The following is an 18174-nucleotide window of genomic DNA, read 5'->3' as shown; positions in this document are numbered from 1 at the left end:
TGTGCACTTTTTAAGCGTTACAAACTGTTTCGTCTACATCCACCTGTGTGAATTTTTGGCGATTTCGTCGACCCACTGCTGTTGCAGAGACTGCGCGTTTTCACTTGGCAGATAACGAAGTGTTTCGCTACCCGCCGCAGTGTGCAAAATCAAATGCGAAAAACCTAGTAAACGTAACCAGGGCCCTTGCTGGACATCAATCTGTTGTACTTTACGGCGTGGGTACCAGTTTTCATTACGACTGAAGATCCCGCGTCTGACCACAAACCATTGTTCAGCTGGCGTGGTGGTGCGACTAACGAAGCTATAACCGTAATTGCGCCAGCTTAGTACTACCATTGTCTGCATTAAAATCCATCCGGCCAAGGTAGCAGCGATGCCCGGCCAGCCGCTTTCGGCTGCGAAGAACAACAGGGTGGCAATAACAGGAGCGAGCAAGGCGAGCCACAGGCTCGAGCCGAGTAGCGCCAGCGGCGAAAGTCGTTGCCAGTTGACCTCGGCGGCGGGCGGCAGTCGCAGTTGCTCGCGAAACTCAGCAAAAAACGCTGCATCCACCACGGGTAAGGTAAATTGCTGAGCGGCTGGGTTGCCGCCCTGTGCCGCGCGGGGTTGTAACTGACTTACCGTGACGACACTGCGCTGCAGCAGGCGGGCACGTAAATTACGGCGAACATACACGGCCTGCAGCTTCGGGTAGCGAAAGCTCAAGGTGCGAATCGATAATGCGCCGGATTTCGCCTGGAAACGCTCACCTTCGATGGTTAGGGTTAAATCGTGGTAGGTCAGCAGACTGACGGCAATAGCAGCCAGAAAAAGCACCGCCAGACTGCCTACGGCAATCCCTGCGCCAATGATCCATGCCGACTCTGAGTTGAACCAGGCAAGATGTTGTTGCACCCAGGGCACCACATAGTCTTCCAGTAAATCGAGCTGGCTGATGGGGTAAATCAGTACGGCGAGCAACACAAATAATTTGTTATCGATGATACCGGCGCGGATGATCTCTGCCACTGGGAAATGTTTGGTGATTCGGGCTGCATCTTCTTTGGTGTCTGCAGCTGCACTCTCTTGTCGTTGGCCGGAGGGGCTGACGCTCTCCGCCAGCATGCGTTGGCGTAAGTCTTGCGCCAGCTCCATTTTGAGCCCCGGGATTTGCACTTCCTTACCTGCCGAACCCGCGCTGTCGACACTTAACACCGTCAGCTTAAAGGGTCTGAAGTACCAGACCTGATGAATCTCGGCTTGTTGTATGCGCTCGTAGTTGAGGGTGAGGTGTTTACGGTTAAAAATCCCTGTTCGCAAATGCACCGCATCATCGGCGATGGCATACAGGAAGAAGCGCTGAGTAAGAACCGCGCTAATGATGACATACAGTAAGTAAGCGCCAGCTAAGCCAAACAGAACCCACACCGAATCCTTACCAATGACGAAAATTGCAGCAAAAGCCGGAATTAAATTCGAAATATTGGTCACCAGCTGCTTCAATTGTTTAAAGAGGAAGAACGCAATGGTGATCAGCGGGGTGCGTTGCCAGGTTAACTCACTCATGATTGCTTTCGCCTTTATCTGGCTCGTTAGCGATAGTGGTCAGCAGTTCGGTTTTGAGTTGCATGGCGGTATCCGGCAATAGGCCTGGAATAGTTAAATCAGCACCGCCACTGCCGGCAGTGTACATAGCCAGACGCGCAATGCCGAATAGCCGCTCGAGGAACGACTGCTTGTACTCAACGTGCTGAATACGGTTCAGGGGTACGGCGCGAATTCGACGAAACAGCGCACCCTGTTTCAGGTGCACACCTTCGTTGGTGCGCGCATAAGCGGTAAATAGAAAACGACGCGAGGCGAAGAACAGGCTAAAAAACAGGGTTAGCAAGGTCCATGCCAGGCCTGCGATCCAGAGGGGCACCACGTTTTTAGGATAAACCCCGGTAAAGTAACTTGTGATCAGAATAGCTGCGATGATCAGCATGGAGATAAGCGACCGTACCTGTAAGTACGAACGATAAGAAGGTTCTGGAGCGAGCCACGCAATCGACATCTGATGACACCTTTGGTTGAATTGGTGATGAATGATCCCCATTAAACTAGATACATTCGAAAAAAGACAGGAGTAAGCCCATGAAAATTTTAATGGTTTTGACCTCACATGATGAACTTGGTGAAAGTGGTCAGAAAACCGGCTTCTGGGCAGAGGAGTTTGCTGCGCCCTACTACTTCTTCAAAGATAGTGGTGCCGAGGTAGCAATTGCCACACCAAATGGTGGTCAGCCTCCGATCGATCCCAATAGCGAACAGGCTGACGCGCAAACGCCGGCAACGATTCGGTTGTTTGATGACCGCGATGCAAAGGATCAGCTGGCAACCTCACTGAAGCTTTCTGAAGTCAAAGCAGAGGATTACGACGCTGTTTTTTATCCGGGCGGTCATGGACCGATGTTTGACCTGGTCAATGACGAATTATCATTACAGCTGATTGAGCGATTCTGGCGTCAGGGTAAGCCGGTGGCTGCCGTGTGCCACGCACCAGCAGTGCTGGTCAATGCGAAAGATCAGCATGGCGAGAGCCTGGTTAAAGGCCGTAAAGTGAGCGGTTTTACCAATAGCGAAGAAGCCGCGGTGGGCTTAACTGAAGTGGTGCCTTTCTTACTTGAAGACAAGCTGATTGAGTTAGGCGCAGACTTTCAAAAAGCCGGTGACTGGGAACCCTTTGTGGTGACCGATGGGCAACTGATCACCGGTCAGAATCCCGCTTCGTCCGAAGCCGTTGCGCGCGCACTGGTGAAAAGAATTAACGCCAGTTAAGCGCTGGATAACGTCTGACCCTAACCGGTCAACCTCGATCAAAAACGCCGGCAATTGCCGGCGTTTTCTTTGTAACACGTGCTGCAAGTGTTGAAGTATTCACAACGTGTTACTGCGTCATTTCCTGTAAACGCTTCTGCAACTGCGGATCTTGCTGTACTTGCTGAATCACCGCATTGTACTCATCTGGGCTGAGGCCCGCAGCGTTCACTGCCGCAATCATCTCTTCCTGAGCTTTTTGCTGAATCGCTTGCGCTTCTTCTGCATTCTCAGCGTTCTGGAATTGCTGCGAGTACTTCTGGCTGACTTGTTGTACGTCGCTCATAGCCGCCAAAAATTTCTCCAACAGCGCATCGGTCATTTCGATTTGTGCTTGTTGCTGCATGGCTGGACCTTGTTGTGCGCTTTGCTGTTGCATTGGCGCTGCGGTCACTGCCGTGGTGGCAAAGATTGCACTGGCAATTAACGTGGGTAGTAATGTTTTCATAATCAGCTCCTTGTTGATTCGGATGAACTTATATTTTTTGCTCAGTAGTAAGGGAGCAAGAGCTATGCCAACTTTGATTGATTTATAAGGCTATGAAAATTAGTGTTTTTATCGTCCATTAGAGATCCGGCACATGAAACTGTATACTTATGTCACGTTTACTTGAGGTAGCACTGTGACAAAAAGATACATATTACAGCGTGTTGCCAGTCCCAGCTGGCAGCGTGCCTTTCTGTTTTATTTGGTGTTGCCCCTGCTGGCATTGTCGGGGGCTGCTATAGGTGTGGCTCTTGAACAGGCGCGCGAGTTTCAGGATGAGCGCCTGCGCGACGATCTGGAGTTGGTAGGGCGCGCCATTCGATTGCCGTTGAGCGATGCTCTGTTAAGCGACGATATTGCGAGGGTACAGGCACATCTTGACGCGGTGTTTGAAATTGGTCGAGTGTATGGGGCTTCGGTTTACGATACTAACGGTGAGCTGGTCGCCGCCGCGGGCGTTACCGAACGGGATTTATCTGAGAGCCTGTTGGCCGAGCAGGTGGTGCTGACCGGTGAGCAGCGCGATAGTTACCGTGAGGTGGCCGGGCGTGATGTGTTCTCACAGTTTATCCCGGTCAATGATCGCGCCGGTCGGCTGATCGGTTTTATGCAGCTGAACCGCCGCGCCGAAGATTTCGAGCAAAGTTTTTCGCAACTGGAGCGCATCGCCTGGGTCTCCTGGAGTATTGTCGCGCTGGCGCTGGTATCGATTCTTGGGCTGGGTTACTACCGCACCCGGCGACAGCAGCAACTGGAAATCAGTACTCGCTTACGCGAGCACGAAAAAATGGCAGCGATAGGTCAGCTTTCGCGAGGGGTGGCGCACGAGCTCGGTGCGCCATTAACGGTCATTGCTGGTCGCGCCAAACGCTTACAGGAGCGCCATACTGATGCTGAGAGTCAGCGTCAGCTGAGCGCCATTCGCGGACAGGTTGAGCGTTTGACCAAGCTGGTACAGCAGCTGCTCGATTTTAGCCGAACGCCCATCAGCCAGCCGCAGCCGGTGTCGCTTGCGGCACTGATACAGCAGGCGGCCAACGCCGTGCAGCATGAACAAACGGACCGCGCGCCAGACCTTATCCTGGACTTACCCACGCCAGAATTGCGGGTGCATGCTGATGGTTCACGGTTGGAGCTGGCGCTGGTGAATTTATTGCGAAATGCGCTACAGGCGGCAGCTGCTCAAGTCCGCGTCGATGTGAAAACAACGGGCTCTGATCGTTGTGTCATTGTCGTCAGTGACGACGGTCCGGGCTTACCTCGGTCGAGCACAACTGAACAGTTGGTCGAGCCCTTTACTACCACTAAACCTATCGGTGAGGGCACTGGCCTGGGGCTGGCCATCGTTGCCCATATTATTGATGCCCATGCCGGGCGTTTTACCCTGCAAAACCGCCCTGAGGGTGGCTGCGAAGCACGGGTGCTGCTGCCCTGTGAAATCACCAAGGAGAGCTAATGGCTGTTATCACTATTGCCGTGGTTGAAGATGACCCGGGGCTCAGAGAATTATTGCAAGAAGAGCTCGAAAGCGCAGGCTATCGGGTCTCCGCTTTTGACTCAGCGGAAGACTATCTGACCACAGCTGAGCTTGAGCCGCAACTGGTGATCAGTGACATCCGCCTGCCTGGGTGCTCAGGAATGGAGTTGCTGGAACGGTTGAAAACACGTACCCATCCTCCAGCCTTTATTCTCATTACCGCGTTTGGCACGGTCGCACAAGCAGTGGACGCACTGAAACGTGGTGCCGATGACTTTCTCACCAAGCCACTCGACCTTGAGCATTTGTTGGTAAGTGTTGCGCGCGTCCTGGACTACCACCAACTGCAACGCGAGGTCGAACATTACCGCTCGTCGCAGGAGGCCACCTCGGGGCCTGGTGGACTGACGGGCGCGAGCACGGCCATGCAGCGGTTGTTTCAGAGCATTAAGCAAATCTCGCAGGCGGACGGTGCGGTGCTGATTCAGGGCGAGAGCGGCACTGGCAAAGAGCTAGTGGCGCGAGCGCTGCATCAGCAGAGTAAGCGCGCCGCGGGCCCCTTCCTCGCGGTTAACTGTGCAGGAATTCCGGCGGAGCTGATGGAGAGTGAATTCTTTGGTCACGCCGCTGGCGCCTTTACCGGGGCCAGAGGAGCCCGGCCGGGCTTGTTAAAAGAAGCTGATGGCGGCACTTTATTGCTGGATGAAATTGGTGAGATGCCGATGGCACTGCAAGCCAAGTTGCTGCGGGTATTGCAGGAAGGTACCTTGCGTCCGGTGGGTAGTGATGCCGAAGTGGTCGTCAATGTACGTATCATTGCTGCCACCCATCAGGATCTCGAAGAGCGGGTCCGCCATCAGCAGTTTCGCGAGGATTTATTCTATCGGCTTGAGACTTTTCGTCTTGAGGTGCCGCCACTAAGAGCGCGGGAGCAGGACGTGCTGCTCCTTGCACAGCAGTTTCTGGGTGAGCAACGTAGCCATAATGACAAGCCCATTCTTGGTTTCTCGGCCGAGGCGAAAGCGCTTCTGCAACAGTATGATTTCCCGGGCAATGTTCGCGAGCTGAGAAACGCTGTCGAACGCGCCTACACCTTTTGCGAAGGGGAGTGGATCCTGCCCGAACATTTTCCTGCACGGTTGCGCGAGCGCGGACCAGTTGTTGCAGCTGCTCCGGCTGAGGGCGAAGCCTGGCCCAGCTTACAAGAGGTGCAGGAGCGTTATGTGCGTCAGGTTCTGGCGGAGACTGAAGGTAATAAACAGCGTGCGGCAAAAATCCTTGGCGTCACCCGCCGCACGCTGTACCGCTGGCTTACCAGCGATAGTTAAAGCGCAGACCCGCCTGTACTTCACGGCCAATACCGGGTTCGAACGCGCGACCGCTGCCCTGGTTCACCACCACTGAGCCGACGTAGTCACGATCGGTCAGGTTATGCACTTTCAGCCAGGGTTGCAGTTTCAGGTCCTGCCACAGCCACTGGGTTTGTACTGCGACATGCCACAAGGTGTGTGCCGGGGCAAACACAGTGTTGCCATCGTTCGCCGCCACTTCACCCCGGTAGTCGCCTACCAGCTGCACCTGAGTATCAGCCCCGGGCTGCCAGCGCAGCTGCCAATAGGCCTGTTGCCTTGCTACGCCGGGCAAGCGGGCACCATTACTGTACTTAGCGTCAGTGTAAGTGGCACTTGCTCGGGTTGACCAGGTGCGACTCAGATCCGCGGCAAAGCTCAACTCGAGCCCTTCCCGCTGCGTCTGTTCCGCATTGGTGTAGGTGGTACGACCGTCATTGCTCTGGTCGACGACAATCTCGTTGGCCGTCGCAATATGGAACCAGGTGATTGCAGCTTCTAAGGCATCTGAGCGCCACTTACTGCCGACTTCCCATTGCTGGTTTGTCGATGGCCCAAGTTGGGTATTTAAGCCGGTACCATTATTCCGATAGGCGAGTTCGGTCAGGGTGGGTGTCTCAAAGCCATTGCCGCGGCTGACAAACACCGACCACTGCTCCGACACCGCATAGTTTGCTCCGAGCATCCAGCTGAGCTGTTGCATGGAAGCCGAACCGCTGTCATCGGGATTTTCGGGAATAATAAAATAATCGTCGACGGCAAAATCAACCGCGTTGTACCGCACACCACTCATCAGTTGCCAGGCTGACAGCGGTTGCCATTGCAGCAGGGCATAGGCGGATTGCGTGCTGACCTCACCATCATCATTACGGCGAACTTCACCACGTTCACCAAAGTTGTTTACATAGCCGTAGCGACGGTCGTTTTGCTCAGCCAGCTGCACGCCGGTGCTCAGTTGCCACTGTGGCAGTGCCGGTAAACGCAGGTGGTAGTTCGCATCAACGCCAGTGAAGTCACGGCGCAGATCAATCACGGCACCGTCGCCATTCAGGTCGCTGCCGGGAAACGGCAGGTATTGTTCCACATTGCGCCAGCCGCGCCAGGCAGAAATGTCGGCGGCCTGTGATTGGGTTTCATGCTCAACCGTGACAGAGGCTTGCTGGTGATGAATACGTTTGCGCGTATTAAAAGTGAACGCCCGGCCGACGGTTTGCGTCGGGTCCTCGCGCCAGGCAGCAGGCGTGAGCGAGCTTGGATCCTGTAAAAACGGCGCATTGTTGTTATCCAGGCGCACCACTACCCGTGTATTCTCGTCAAGGTCCTGGTACCAGCGGGCCGCCACCTGATGTCGTTCGGCACGGTTGTGCGGACGCGGACCATCGGTGGTAAAGGTTGCGCCAGCCAGGCGTAAAGCCTTGTCTTCATTGACCCAGTCGTGCTGCACGAACGCCCGTTGGGCATCATTGCCGCCTGCCATGAGATCAACCTGGGTGGCAGTTGTGCGGGGCGAACGGCTGCGCCAATGGATGACACCTCCTGCAGCATTACCGTAAATTGCGGCCAGAGGACCACGAATCACCTGCACGTTGTCAGGCTCATCAAGCAAAATACTTGAGGTCTGGGCCTGACCATCAGGCATACTTAAGGGGACGCCGTCCAGCCGCAGCAAGACGCCGCGCACACCAAAAGCTGAGCGGGCACCAAAGCCGCGCAGCGTGATGCGCGTATCTTGTGCATAATTGGCTCGCGAATCGCTCTGCACACCTGCGATGCCGCCCAGCAGCTCGGCAGCATCAATACGCATGCCGGGAAGCTGTTCTGAGGTTGCCAGGTTCGTCACTGCCGCTGGTGTGGTCTGCGCGCTCACCCGCTGGGTAGCGGTAATTTCAATACGCTCGACCTGTTCTTGTGCGTGGGTGGTTCCGCTAAGGCAAAAGCCCATACTGGCACTGGCTGCGAGAGCCAGTGCCAACTTCGATGGTTGAAACATAAGGGTTGTCCGAATTTAGTCGTCTGCGTTAGTGATGCGAAGTAACTTACCGTTACGGTCGTCGGTGATCAGATAAATCGCACCGTCGGGACCTTGTTCGATATCACGAATCCGTTGCTCAACAACATCTCCAAACAGGGCTTCCTCGTGCATCATGCGGCCGTCCTGTAGATCCAGACGAGCAACCTTGGACGCTTTCAACGCCGAAACCAGCAGGTCTCCCTGCCATGCCGGGAATTCGCTACCGGTGTAGAAAATTGCGTTTGAGGTCGCGATGGATGGCACCCAGTAGTAGAACGGCTGCAGCGTACCTTCAACATGAGTCTTTTCGCTGATAATGCTGCCGTCGTAGTCGACGCCATAGGTCGCGACCGGCCAACCATAATTACCGCCAGCCACAGGGATGTTCACTTCATCACCGCCTTTAGGACCATGCTCGATGGTCCACAGCTCATCGGTCATGGGGTTCATTGCGGCGCCCTGAACATTACGGTGACCATAGGACCAGATCTCCGGCAAGGCCCCTTCTGTGTTCACAAAAGGATTATCTTCGGGTATCGCGCCATCGGGCCAGATACGGACGATTTTGCCGTGATGGTTATCCAGGGTCTGTGCGTCATCCATAGCGGAATAGCGGTCACCAAGGGTGATGAACAAGTAACCGTCGGCAGAAAATGCCAGGCGTGAACCGAAGTGCGCGTTGCTTTTGTACTTGGGTGCGCCGCGGAAAATCACTTCGACATCCTGTAAGTTATTGCCGAAAAGCTTGCCCCGCGCAACTGCGGTACTGTTACCCTCACCGCCTTCGGGATCGGCTTCTGAGTAGCTGAGATAGACCCAGCTGTTATCGGCAAAGTCAGGATCTAATGCCACATCAAGCAGGCCGCCCTGACTTTTGTAAACGACATCGGGAACACCTGTGATCGGCTCACTGATGACGCCATTAAGTCCGACGCGACGTAATGAACCGGATTTTTCAGTGATGAGTGCTTCGCCGTTGGGCAAAAAAGCGATGCCCCAGGGAAAGCTTAGCCCCTCAGCAACGGTGGTCACCTCAAACTTATGCCGCTCGCTCTGGCCTTCAGCCGCATAAGAAGTGGTCACCAGAGTGCTGCAAAGTGCAGCAGTGCTAATAAGTGCTAGTGTCGAGGTCTTAAAAATCTTCTGCAACATCATGTGCTCCTTTTAGTTTCGACTCTCTTTACTATAGACGAAGTTCGAAATTGGATTGCTAGGTTTGCGATTTTCTCACCGTAAAGTGCGTTCAGGTAACAAATCAGCGATGATTTCCGCTAATTTTCGGAACGTTTGCCGACGATTGGTCGTCGAGCGATAGATCAGGCCAATGTCCCGCGACGCTTGCTGACCTTTGGGCTGGAGTGCGATTAAATCAGTGCCGTTTAAAATGCCCCGGTCAATCGCCATTTGCGGGATGAAAGTGGCACCGAAGCCAGCATCGGCCATTTGTACCAAGCTGTGCAGGCTGGTCGCGGTAAACGGATTAATCTTGCTGGAATCAGCGAGTTCACAGGCGGCTACCGCGTGGCCGGTAAGACAATGTTCTTTCTCCAGTAAAAAAATCGACGCATCAGGCAGCTGATTGTAAGCGACGGGTTCTTCGATTTTTTCTGCCAACGACTTGTGCATGACCAGTTTAAACGGGTCCCGGCCCAGCATGTAACTCTGGTTACCCTGAATATCCATCGGCAAAGCCAAAATCAACACATCAAGCTCACCATTACGCAGCAGCTGCAATAAATTATGCGTGGTGTCCTCACGAATGTTCAGCTGCAAGGCCGGATGATGCTGATGCACAAATTTGCTTAAGTCGCCTAGCAGGAAAGGTGCAATGGTTGGAATACAACCCAATCGCAAAGGCCCTTCCATGGTTTTGCCCTGACTCTGAGCGAACAGCAGCAGCTCTTCCGTTTCGGTAATGATCTTGCGTGCCTGATCAACGATTTCTTCGCCCATACCGGTAAACAGAAAAGACTTGTGATCGCGTTCAATGAGCTGACAGCCCAGTTGTTCCTCAAGATTTTGAATACCACTGCTCAAGGTGGACTGACTGACATGGCAGGCCTGTGCAGCTCGGTTAAAATTCTGATGCTGGTGCAGGGCAAGCAGGTAGCTGAGATTTTTTAAACTAGGAAGCTTACTCATTGGGTGTCCCTTAAAAAGGTTTAATCATGTTTTCCGATTATCATAATCCCTTTTATTCGTTTTAACAAATCAGCCATCCCCCCTATTATTCTCCCCGTACCGAGGCGGCAGCCGATTTTGCAACCTCGAAGACTTTCTAAATCCGTTTTTAAATGAAGAACCCAGGAGACATTCAATATGTTAACAGTAGGCGATAAATTACCAGAATTTTCAGTTGTAGCAGCAAAGCCAGGCTTCAACATGCCGGAAGAAAACGGCGAGAGCGCATTTGAAACCATTACCAACGATAGCTTTGAAGGTAAGTGGAAGATCATCTTCTTCTATCCGAAAGATTTCACTTTCGTTTGCCCAACAGAAATCGTTGAATTCGCCAAATTAGGCGAAGATTTTGCTGACCGTGACGCGGTGGTATTAGGCGGTAGCACTGACAACGAATTCGTGAAATTGGCATGGCGCCGTGAGCACCCGGATCTGAAGAGCCTGAACCAATACTCGTTTGCCGATAACGGTTCATTAGTTGATGGTCTTGGCGTACGTGACCAGGTTGAAAATGTAGCCCTGCGCGCCACTTTCATTGTTGACCCACATAACGTGATTCAGCACGTGTCGGTAAACAACCTGAACGTCGGCCGTAACCCAGCTGAAATCGTGCGTATCCTTGATGGCCTGCAGACTGACGAGCTGTGCCCATGTAACCGCGCACTTGGCGGTGACACCCTGTAAGCGGCATCACTCCCCCCACATTGAGTGATGTCCTGTTAAGTGCCGCTTCGGCGGCACTCTTTTTAAAGAGGAAGATTTATGAGCATTGCAGATTACAAACAAGGCTTGGGCGAGCACGGTAAAGATACCAAACTGAATTTGTCGAATATCTTCGGCAATGTCGATACCTCTGGCATGACCCCGACCCAATTCTATGGCACCGCCCTATCGTTAGCTTATACGATTGGCGATGACGCGCTGACCGCCGCTGTTGAAGCTGAAGCGGAAGGCAAAATCGAAGCCAACGTAGTCGGCGCGGCGAAATTAGCGGCGACCTTGATGGCGATGAACAATATTTACTATCGCTTCTTGCATTTAAGCAGCGATAAGCAGTTCAGCAAAATGCCAGCAGGTCTGCGCATGAATGGCATGGCAAACCCTGGTGTTGATAAAGCAGATTTCGAGTTGTACTCGCTGGCCGTTTCTGCACTAAACGGCTGTGGTATGTGTATTGATTCCCACGTTGGCGTGCTGTTGAAGCATGATATTTCAGCGCAGGTGATTCAAAACTCGATTAAAATGGCGGCAGTATTGAACGCCGCTACAACAGCGCGCCGGGTCGCTTAAAAATTATTCGGCAGTTGTCACATGTTTGTCATGATGGCTAGCTAAAGTAGCCATCGAATTCCCTGAGATCTGGTTGTTATAACCCTTTTAGCCCGGCCCCACGCCGGGCTTTTTTTTACGTTGCTTATGGTACCGCTGGATTAGAATCGGAAACTTACGCCAGCTTTGAAGAGTTTTCCGTCAGAGTTGGCCTCCGCAGCAAGAATGCCATGTACTGAGTCGCTAAACAGAATACGGCCTTCTGCGCCATAACTGTTGGTATGTGCATCCATCACGCTAACGTGGCGCAGAAACCCTTTCAAATGGAAAGCCGTGTTGAACACATGAGTAAAGCCGATCCTGGCGGCAAATCCCGTATCATCTTCAGAGTCACCGTTGAAGTTGTCATCCACGTACACGATGGAAGGCTCAAAAAACACATCGGATACCCGTGATGTGCTGTGCTTGAAGCCGACACCAGCCATGAGAACCGAGGTATCCCCACTGAATACGAAGTTGCCAATTTCATAATCGCCGCTGATGTCATCGTAACTGGCGATAACGTACATAAAATCATTAAGTTGCTTGGAAAATTCCAACCCGAACCCGTCTGGTTCGGCGTCTATACCCGTTTCGGTTTCATCGAAGTCGAGCAGTTGATAGTAGCCGGAAACATAGTTATAAACGGGCCGCTCAGACGCTGAAGCAGTAGCTGAGTTGCAAGCACCGAAAAGCAGCAATAAAGCGGCAAGTGGAATAGTCACGTAGTTCATAAGATCCTCCAGAGAAGCGGTTTACAGCGCAAGGGACAGCATTAGCAGTCAAGTCGAGATTTAGGGAACTGTCAATAAAATGCCACGCTACGCTGATTTGCCCTATTCCGGCACAGTATCTAAGCTTTAATGATAAAACAGCGAATAAGGAGTCTCATGCAGATCAACTGCGAACGACTAAAAGCGAACCTACTCGAACTCTCAAGAATCGGCTATAACGAAGACGACCGCGGGGTGTACCGGCCGGGCTTTAGTGATGCCGATATGCAAGCCCGTTCCTGGCTGCAGGACAAAGCCAAAGCAGCCGGTTATGAAACCTACATGGACGGTGCGGGAAACGTCTTCTTTGGCCGTGGTGATCGCAACAAACCGACGGTGCTGATGGGGTCGCACATCGACTCCGTGCCCGCCGGCGGTATCTTCGACGGCACCCTCGGGGTTATCGCAGCGCTAGAGGTCATGCAGACACTGGATGAAAACGATGTACAGTCGGAGACCCCCATCTGGGCTGTCGCCACCGCAGAAGAAGAAGGCCGCTTCGGCGGCATGTTTGGTGCGCAGGCGATTGCGGGAAAGCTTAATCCTGACTGGGTGCTGTCAGCCCATGATGCTGATGAAGTGTATTTGAAAGATGCTATGTCCGCCCAGGGGCTGGATGCTATGGCTGCGCTTGATGCTGCCTGGCGGCCAGAGCAGCTAAAAGCCTTCCTTGAATTGCATATTGAGCAGGGCCCCGTGCTCTTTCAGGATAACCTGCAAATTGGTGTGGTCGATGGTATTTCCGGGGTCTTTAAATGGATTGTGCACCTCAAAGGTAAAGCCGATCATGCTGGCACCGCACCCATGGATAAGCGCAGTGACGCCTTTATGGGGCTGGCAGATTTTGCCCATGAAATTGACCGTATCATCGCCGAAAACGGCACCGATAAAACGCGGATTACCGTCGGTAAAGTCGAGTTAAAACCGGGCAACCCGCACACTGTGCCAGGCGAGGCAGTGTTCACTATTGTTGGCCGGGACATGGATGAAGAGGTCATGAAAGAGCTTGCTAACGCCTGTAATAAAACCCTCTCGGCAATTGCCCGCAGACATCACTTGCGCTTTGAGTATGAGCAATCGAGCTGGCTGGGGCCAAAACCTTGCTCGAAACCCATCAGCGACCTCATCGAGAAGCAGGTTAAAAAACGCGGTTACAGCTTCACGCGGATGCCAAGCGGTGCCGGACATGACACGCAGTTTTTGTCGGAAATTACTGAAGCAGGCTTAATTTTCATCCCCTCAGTCAACGGCGTCAGCCACGCTCCGGACGAATGGTCCCATTGGCATGATGTAGAAGCGGGTACTAATGTGCTGCTGGATACTGTGCAAGAATTATTGGACGACTAAGCTTCAAGCAGGCCGTGTTTTGCCGCGAAATGGATGAGTTCAACGGTGTTTTTAACGTGCAGTTTCTTGAATAACCGGCCGCGGTGATTTTCTGCGGTTTTGGCGGACATCGCGAGCAGTTGTGCGACTTCTTTATTTGAGCGCCCGGCAACCACCAGATGAAAGACTTCCTTTTCGCGGCGGGTCAAATTTGCTAACGGCTGCGTGGGCGTTGCGCGCGATTCACCGTCACTGGCAACATCAGGAAAACACTGCTTTCCTTGCATGACACGTTCAATTGCCTGCAAAAGCTGGTCGGTGGCAGCATCTTTGAAGACGTAGCCACAAGCTCCGGCAAGTCGAATGGCTTCGATGTATTCAGGCTCGTCATGCATGCTGAGTGCGATAACCCGGGTCTGGGGACGGTGGTGCAGTATCTTCTCCAGCGCAGTAAAGCCGTTCATTTTGGGCATCGAGATATCCATCAAAACGACATCCGCTTGCTGGCGTAACACAGCGTCCACCAGCTCCAGCCCATCAGCGCATTGCGCGACCACGTCAACATTCCCCTGCGCGGTTAAGGTTGCCGCTATCGCTTGCCGAACCATGGTGTGATCGTCTGCAAGAATCAGGCGTATCATGGCTCCTCCGGAGTGATTGCCTGGTGTAAAGGAAGTTGGATCTGAATTTCACAACCTTTGCCGGGGGCGCTGCGCAGCGTGAACTCAGCACCGAACGCCGAGGCTCTGTCTTGCATACCTTGTAAACCGACCCCAGCTTCAACCTGCTCGCTGTCAAAGCCCTGACCGTTATCGCGCGCTATCAATAGCAAAGCACTTTGTGAGCGTTCTAACAAAAGCTCAAAGCGGTCGGCTTGCGCGTAATTTACCGTATTCACCATCGCTTCCTGCACAATCCTGAACAAGAACAGTTCAGCATCGGTATCCAGTCGCGAACTCAGCCCATAATCAAGTTCAAGAGTGATTCCGGCAGGTTGCAACAACTGGCGGTTCAACCACTGGATCCCGGCCTGTAAACCTAAGTCATGCACCAGTGTCGGGTGCATCAGACGTGCCAGTGTACGCGTGCTCGCGATCGCATGTTTCACCTGCTGGTGGAGTTCACGGCACAAGGGGTTGTCGTCGGCTGCGGCTAACTGAGTGGCGATACCGGTCAATTGCTGCCCCAGGTCGTCATGCAAATCCCGGGCGAAGCGCGCACGATCGTGCTCTTGCTGCAGCCACAGGCGTTTGGCAAGCTGTTGCAGGTTCGTCTGCTCGCTTCTGAGTTGCTGCTGTAGGCTATGCTGTTGTTCGCGTAATTGCTGTAACAGTGTCAGCAGTTCATCAAAGTTGAGCGAATCGTTGATAGGCTTCTCGTTGCGCTTCATTCATTTTATCTAATAGTTGCTCTAAGGCTTCTTGTGCGTGTTGTTTAGCACTATCTGATGATAGTACCCGATAGAGCTCAAAGTTTCGCCAGTAATCAGGAAAACGTTGCAGTCTCGACTGTAACTGCTGCTGTGCAGTTGGGGTGTCCTGTGCGGCCAGATAGAGAAGGTGCGAGGCATAAATGGTTTCATTATTAAGCTCGTCCAGGCGTTGCCAAATGGGATGCGAGGATGAAAAATCACCATAAAATGCCACTTCCGTCAGTATTTTGGCCTCTAATAACTGTGACCAGTTCTGCGCAAGAACAGTGTCGGCAAGCGTGGTAAAGTCGTTATTCTGAGTCAGGCGGTAGCGCAGCATTTCCTGCAGCCAGTGGAACGTCAGAGCTTGCTCACGGTTAAAGGACTCGCTGAGTTTACTTAACCGTTCAAGGTTATTTTCCAGAGCCTGCGTCTGATGCAGGTGAAACGCAATCTCCGCCTCCCATAGCAAACTTTCAGTTAACCCCCGGGTATCGCCAATCTCATCGGCGATACGGATGGCTTCATCGATACTCTCTGCTGCCGCTGCCATGCGGCTTTGCGCGAAATTCAGCCGACTTGCTTGTATGTGCGCGGCCATACTGGCTTCCGGACTGATGTCTGCGGCGGTAAATAGCTCTGCCAGCAGTTGCTCAGCCTGTCTGAACTGTCCTTGCAGGCCAAGCAGGTGTGCCAGACTCACCTGGATGCTATGCAAGGTCGATGTTTCATTCAGCTCGGTGACAATTTGCAGCGCTTGCCGCCAGTACACTTCGGCAAGGCTGTAGTCCCCGAGCAGGAAATTAATGAAAGCGACGTTGTTTATGCTTTGACTTTGCACATAGGGGGAGCCTTCTCTGAGGCGCAGATCCAGTGCCCGTTTATAATGCACCAGAGCCTGCTGGTAAAAGCCCTGTTCTTCATTGAGCAGACCTCGCTCGTTTTCAATGTGAGCAACCGCCAGCGGGTCATCCTGAGCTTTAGCCAGAGTGGTCGCTTCTTTTAGTGCCGCGTCAGCCGCCGCGAAATCGCGCAAGATTGCAGCCACAGTCGCATAGTTGCCCAAGGTGGTAATGCGATCTTGAGGATACTTCTCCGCGCTTCGATACTCCAGCGCTTGCGAAAAGTAACGTAGTGCTTGTTGGTATTGCGCTAAGCGCAAGTGACCCACGCCAAAAGCATTCAGCACCAGGCCTTGGCCCGCATCGCTCTCGCGCTGTCCAAAAATGATGAGGGCCTGTGTCAGCTCTTGCTGCAAGGCTGATTGTGTCTCCCCCTGAATAATTTTCAGTCGCGCCAGCTCAAACCACCAATAAGGTTGCTGTGGATCCAATGCCAGAGCTTTTTGATAGTATTCCCGCGCCGTCTCCAGGTGACCGAGCTGACTCGCAACCTGCGCGCGTTGTGCAGCAATATCGGCGCGCTGTGGATAACGCACGAGCAGTTCATCGAGGATCTCTGCAGCGGCCTCAAACTGTTGATCGAGTTGTGCCAGTTCCGCCCGCGCCTGTAGCTTCCAGTAGCCACTGACATCGGCATCGACAATCGACTGCAGTTGCGCATACAGCGCGTCCGGGTCGTCTTGCGAGCGCGCCGCTTGCAGTTGCTCCAGTAATGCGAGTTCGCTCGTAGAGGTTGTGGTTGAGCTCGAACGTTCCGCCGTCAGCAAATAGTCTTTAACCTGGCTACTGACTTGCGTAGCGAGCTGCTGTGCGGTCTGATCGGAGACCGTATAGGTCGAGCTCATGAGCACTTGCTCACCGGGATAGACCGTCAACAAGGCGTGCAATTGTGACGCTGTACCTACTGTTTTGTTACTCAGCGTCAGTAAGTAGTCGGCCTCAGTGATTTGTGCCAGGCGCGAGCGCTCACGCTCAGCGCGTTCAGGTTGAATACCTAAGCGCTCCACCAGACGTTGAATGGTACTCGGCTCAATGGAATAAAGGTCGGGCTCGGTCTGCAGGGTAAGATGAACCAGTTGCGCAATAGCGACATAGTCCTCGTTACTGTATATACCAAGGGTTGCGATAGGTGCATCCGGCGCGGTGGTGGCATCGACCGCCGGGGGCGCAGCACGCCATAGCCAGAATCCGATGACCGCAGCAATAAGTAACAGCAATGCGGCAGGCATAATAAAGCGCCGGGGTGACTGTGGTTCGAGCGTAGCCAAACAAGTGGCCAGAGAAGGTCGCCGTCCAGGCTCATCTGCCTGCAAGGCCGCAGCCAGTTGCTGCAGTGCCCGACGTTTTACCGTGACATTTTGCCAGCTTTTTGGTGTGATTGCGGCAAGCAGCTGTTCTAACACCTTGCCAAGCGCGTAGCGGTCGCCTGCTGTCGTAGGTACGTGTGAGCGTGCGACTTCAGGTGCGGTATAACCCTCTGAAAAATGATGAGTGATAGCGTCTCTGGTGGTGGTGCCAATACCAAAATCGACAATTTTAACTTCATTATCATCGGTAACGACGATGTTTGCGGGTTTGATATCGCCATGAATAATGCCATTTTCATGGCAGCTTTGCAGCGCGGACACTAAAGCTTTAAACCAGCCCAGACATTGTTCCGCAGAAAGCTGCTGTTCCAGCACTTCCTGCAGGGATTTGCCTTCAATCAACGACATCGTGAAAAAGACAAAGTCGTCCGTCGCATAAAACTCGTGGACGCGAACGATGTTTGGATGTTGCAGCTGCCGCGCCAGAATAACTTCGTTGCGCAACTGTTCAATGGATTCTGCGGTAACAGGGGCGTCGGCCGCTAACAGTTTGACCGCGCACTCTTCTTCAAGCACGGTGTCAAAAGCTTGATAAACACTTGCCTGTCCACCCCGACCGAGTAACTTGACGATCTTAAAGCGATGGGCAAGCTCTTGCCCGGGCACAAGCAAGTGTTGCGAAGCGCGCTTGGTCTCCGCCGGGTCGTTTGGCTGGTCTGGCTCTGTTACATCAGTCATGCAGGTCGACTATAGGCTGCTAAGGTCTACCTCAACTTATCACAGAATTGGTAAAGGTCTAAT

Annotated in this window: 16 protein-coding genes; 6 read left to right on the top strand and 10 right to left on the bottom strand. The window is 53.2% G+C overall.

Annotation, left to right across the window (positions count from 1 at the left end):
* Window positions 1-33 precede the first annotated feature (33 nt).
* Both J6J28_RS07530 and J6J28_RS07525 read right to left on the bottom strand, forming a co-directional pair.
* Window positions 34-1548, bottom strand: a complete 1515-nt coding sequence (locus tag J6J28_RS07530) for a PH domain-containing protein (RefSeq protein ID WP_301720848.1) — start codon at window positions 1546-1548, stop codon at window positions 34-36.
* Window positions 1541-2038: a PH domain-containing protein gene (locus J6J28_RS07525; RefSeq protein ID WP_301720847.1), complete on the bottom strand. Its 498-nt coding sequence runs from the start codon at window positions 2036-2038 to the stop codon at window positions 1541-1543. The genes J6J28_RS07530 and J6J28_RS07525 overlap by 8 nt, the downstream gene beginning before the upstream one ends.
* 80 nt (window positions 2039-2118) lie before the next feature.
* Here J6J28_RS07525 and J6J28_RS07520 point away from each other — a divergent pair, with 80 nt between their 5' ends.
* Entirely contained in the window at window positions 2119-2802 is a 684-nt protein-coding gene (locus tag J6J28_RS07520) for a type 1 glutamine amidotransferase domain-containing protein (RefSeq protein ID WP_301720846.1), read from the top strand.
* Window positions 2803-2911: 109 nt separating this feature from the next.
* On the opposite strand, the gene J6J28_RS07515 is transcribed toward J6J28_RS07520, so the two are convergent.
* On the bottom strand, window positions 2912-3289 hold the full coding sequence (locus J6J28_RS07515; protein ID WP_301720845.1) for a DUF4168 domain-containing protein: 378 nt from the start codon (window positions 3287-3289) through the stop codon (window positions 2912-2914).
* Between the two features lie 175 nt (window positions 3290-3464).
* Between J6J28_RS07515 and J6J28_RS07510 the strand changes: the two genes are divergently transcribed.
* Window positions 3465-4784, top strand: coding sequence for a sensor histidine kinase (locus J6J28_RS07510; protein ID WP_301720843.1), 1320 nt, complete (start codon window positions 3465-3467; stop codon window positions 4782-4784).
* Entirely contained in the window at window positions 4784-6133 is a 1350-nt protein-coding gene (locus J6J28_RS07505; protein ID WP_301720842.1) for a sigma-54-dependent transcriptional regulator, read from the top strand. The genes J6J28_RS07510 and J6J28_RS07505 overlap by 1 nt, the downstream gene beginning before the upstream one ends.
* Here J6J28_RS07505 and J6J28_RS07500 read toward each other — a convergent pair.
* From J6J28_RS07500 to J6J28_RS07490, 3 genes are all read right to left on the bottom strand, one after another.
* Complete coding sequence (locus tag J6J28_RS07500) at window positions 6117-8144, bottom strand: TonB-dependent receptor family protein (protein ID WP_301720841.1); 2028 nt, start codon at window positions 8142-8144, stop codon at window positions 6117-6119. The genes J6J28_RS07505 and J6J28_RS07500 overlap by 17 nt on opposite strands.
* Window positions 8145-8159: 15 nt before the next feature.
* Window positions 8160-9317, bottom strand: coding sequence for a PQQ-dependent sugar dehydrogenase (locus J6J28_RS07495; protein ID WP_335342725.1), 1158 nt, complete (start codon window positions 9315-9317; stop codon window positions 8160-8162).
* A gap of 75 nt (window positions 9318-9392) precedes the next feature.
* The gene (locus tag J6J28_RS07490; protein ID WP_301720839.1) at window positions 9393-10307 is read right to left on the bottom strand and encodes a hydrogen peroxide-inducible genes activator; all 915 of its coding nucleotides are present in this window, start codon (window positions 10305-10307) and stop codon (window positions 9393-9395) included.
* A 177-nt stretch (window positions 10308-10484) separates the two neighbouring features.
* Between J6J28_RS07490 and J6J28_RS07485 the strand changes: the two genes are divergently transcribed.
* Window positions 10485-11030 carry a peroxiredoxin gene (locus J6J28_RS07485; protein ID WP_301720838.1) on the top strand — a complete coding sequence of 182 codons (546 nt, stop codon included), beginning with the start codon at window positions 10485-10487 and terminating at the stop codon, window positions 11028-11030.
* Window positions 11031-11108: 78 nt separating this feature from the next.
* A complete protein-coding gene (locus J6J28_RS07480) occupies window positions 11109-11636 on the top strand; it encodes a carboxymuconolactone decarboxylase family protein (protein WP_301720837.1) in 528 nt (175 codons plus the stop codon).
* A 140-nt stretch (window positions 11637-11776) separates the two neighbouring features.
* Here the strand turns inward: J6J28_RS07480 and J6J28_RS07475 are convergent, their stop codons facing one another.
* The gene (locus tag J6J28_RS07475; RefSeq protein ID WP_301720836.1) at window positions 11777-12388 is read right to left on the bottom strand and encodes an outer membrane beta-barrel protein; all 612 of its coding nucleotides are present in this window, start codon (window positions 12386-12388) and stop codon (window positions 11777-11779) included.
* A 156-nt stretch (window positions 12389-12544) separates the two neighbouring features.
* Between J6J28_RS07475 and J6J28_RS07470 the strand changes: the two genes are divergently transcribed.
* Window positions 12545-13774, top strand: a complete 1230-nt coding sequence (locus J6J28_RS07470; RefSeq protein ID WP_301720835.1) for a Zn-dependent hydrolase — start codon at window positions 12545-12547, stop codon at window positions 13772-13774.
* On the opposite strand, the gene J6J28_RS07465 is transcribed toward J6J28_RS07470, so the two are convergent.
* The 3 genes from J6J28_RS07465 to J6J28_RS07455 are packed head-to-tail and all read right to left on the bottom strand — an operon-like array spanning window position 13771 to window position 18111.
* A complete protein-coding gene (locus J6J28_RS07465; RefSeq protein WP_301720834.1) occupies window positions 13771-14394 on the bottom strand; it encodes a response regulator in 624 nt (207 codons plus the stop codon). The two genes, J6J28_RS07470 and J6J28_RS07465, sit on opposite strands and share 4 nt — an antisense overlap.
* Window positions 14391-15143, bottom strand: coding sequence for a sensor histidine kinase (locus tag J6J28_RS07460; protein WP_301720833.1), 753 nt, complete (start codon window positions 15141-15143; stop codon window positions 14391-14393). The genes J6J28_RS07465 and J6J28_RS07460 overlap by 4 nt, the downstream gene beginning before the upstream one ends.
* A complete protein-coding gene (locus tag J6J28_RS07455; protein WP_301720832.1) occupies window positions 15100-18111 on the bottom strand; it encodes a protein kinase domain-containing protein in 3012 nt (1003 codons plus the stop codon). The genes J6J28_RS07460 and J6J28_RS07455 overlap by 44 nt, the downstream gene beginning before the upstream one ends.
* Window positions 18112-18174: the final 63 nt, after the last annotated feature.

It is taken from the genome of Pseudidiomarina terrestris (genome assembly GCF_030466375.1).
Taxonomy (GTDB): domain Bacteria; phylum Pseudomonadota; class Gammaproteobacteria; order Enterobacterales; family Alteromonadaceae; genus Pseudidiomarina; species Pseudidiomarina terrestris.
This window is presented reverse-complemented; position numbering and strand designations above follow the sequence as displayed.

Coding starts and splice junctions, on each gene's coding strand:
- J6J28_RS07530 (WP_301720848.1), bottom strand. CDS start 1,548: ATGAGTGAGTTAACCTGGCAACGCACCCCGCTGATCACCATTGCGTTC.
- J6J28_RS07525 (WP_301720847.1), bottom strand. CDS start 2,038: ATGTCGATTGCGTGGCTCGCTCCAGAACCTTCTTATCGTTCGTACTTA.
- J6J28_RS07520 (WP_301720846.1), top strand. CDS start 2,119: ATGAAAATTTTAATGGTTTTGACCTCACATGATGAACTTGGTGAAAGT.
- J6J28_RS07515 (WP_301720845.1), bottom strand. CDS start 3,289: ATGAAAACATTACTACCCACGTTAATTGCCAGTGCAATCTTTGCCACC.
- J6J28_RS07505 (WP_301720842.1), top strand. CDS start 4,784: ATGGCTGTTATCACTATTGCCGTGGTTGAAGATGACCCGGGGCTCAGA.
- J6J28_RS07500 (WP_301720841.1), bottom strand. CDS start 8,144: ATGTTTCAACCATCGAAGTTGGCACTGGCTCTCGCAGCCAGTGCCAGT.
- J6J28_RS07495 (WP_335342725.1), bottom strand. CDS start 9,317: ATGTTGCAGAAGATTTTTAAGACCTCGACACTAGCACTTATTAGCACT.
- J6J28_RS07490 (WP_301720839.1), bottom strand. CDS start 10,307: ATGAGTAAGCTTCCTAGTTTAAAAAATCTCAGCTACCTGCTTGCCCTG.
- J6J28_RS07485 (WP_301720838.1), top strand. CDS start 10,485: ATGTTAACAGTAGGCGATAAATTACCAGAATTTTCAGTTGTAGCAGCA.
- J6J28_RS07480 (WP_301720837.1), top strand. CDS start 11,109: ATGAGCATTGCAGATTACAAACAAGGCTTGGGCGAGCACGGTAAAGAT.
- J6J28_RS07475 (WP_301720836.1), bottom strand. CDS start 12,388: ATGAACTACGTGACTATTCCACTTGCCGCTTTATTGCTGCTTTTCGGT.
- J6J28_RS07470 (WP_301720835.1), top strand. CDS start 12,545: ATGCAGATCAACTGCGAACGACTAAAAGCGAACCTACTCGAACTCTCA.
- J6J28_RS07465 (WP_301720834.1), bottom strand. CDS start 14,394: ATGATACGCCTGATTCTTGCAGACGATCACACCATGGTTCGGCAAGCG.
- J6J28_RS07460 (WP_301720833.1), bottom strand. CDS start 15,143: ATGAAGCGCAACGAGAAGCCTATCAACGATTCGCTCAACTTTGATGAA.
- J6J28_RS07455 (WP_301720832.1), bottom strand. CDS start 18,111: ATGACTGATGTAACAGAGCCAGACCAGCCAAACGACCCGGCGGAGACC.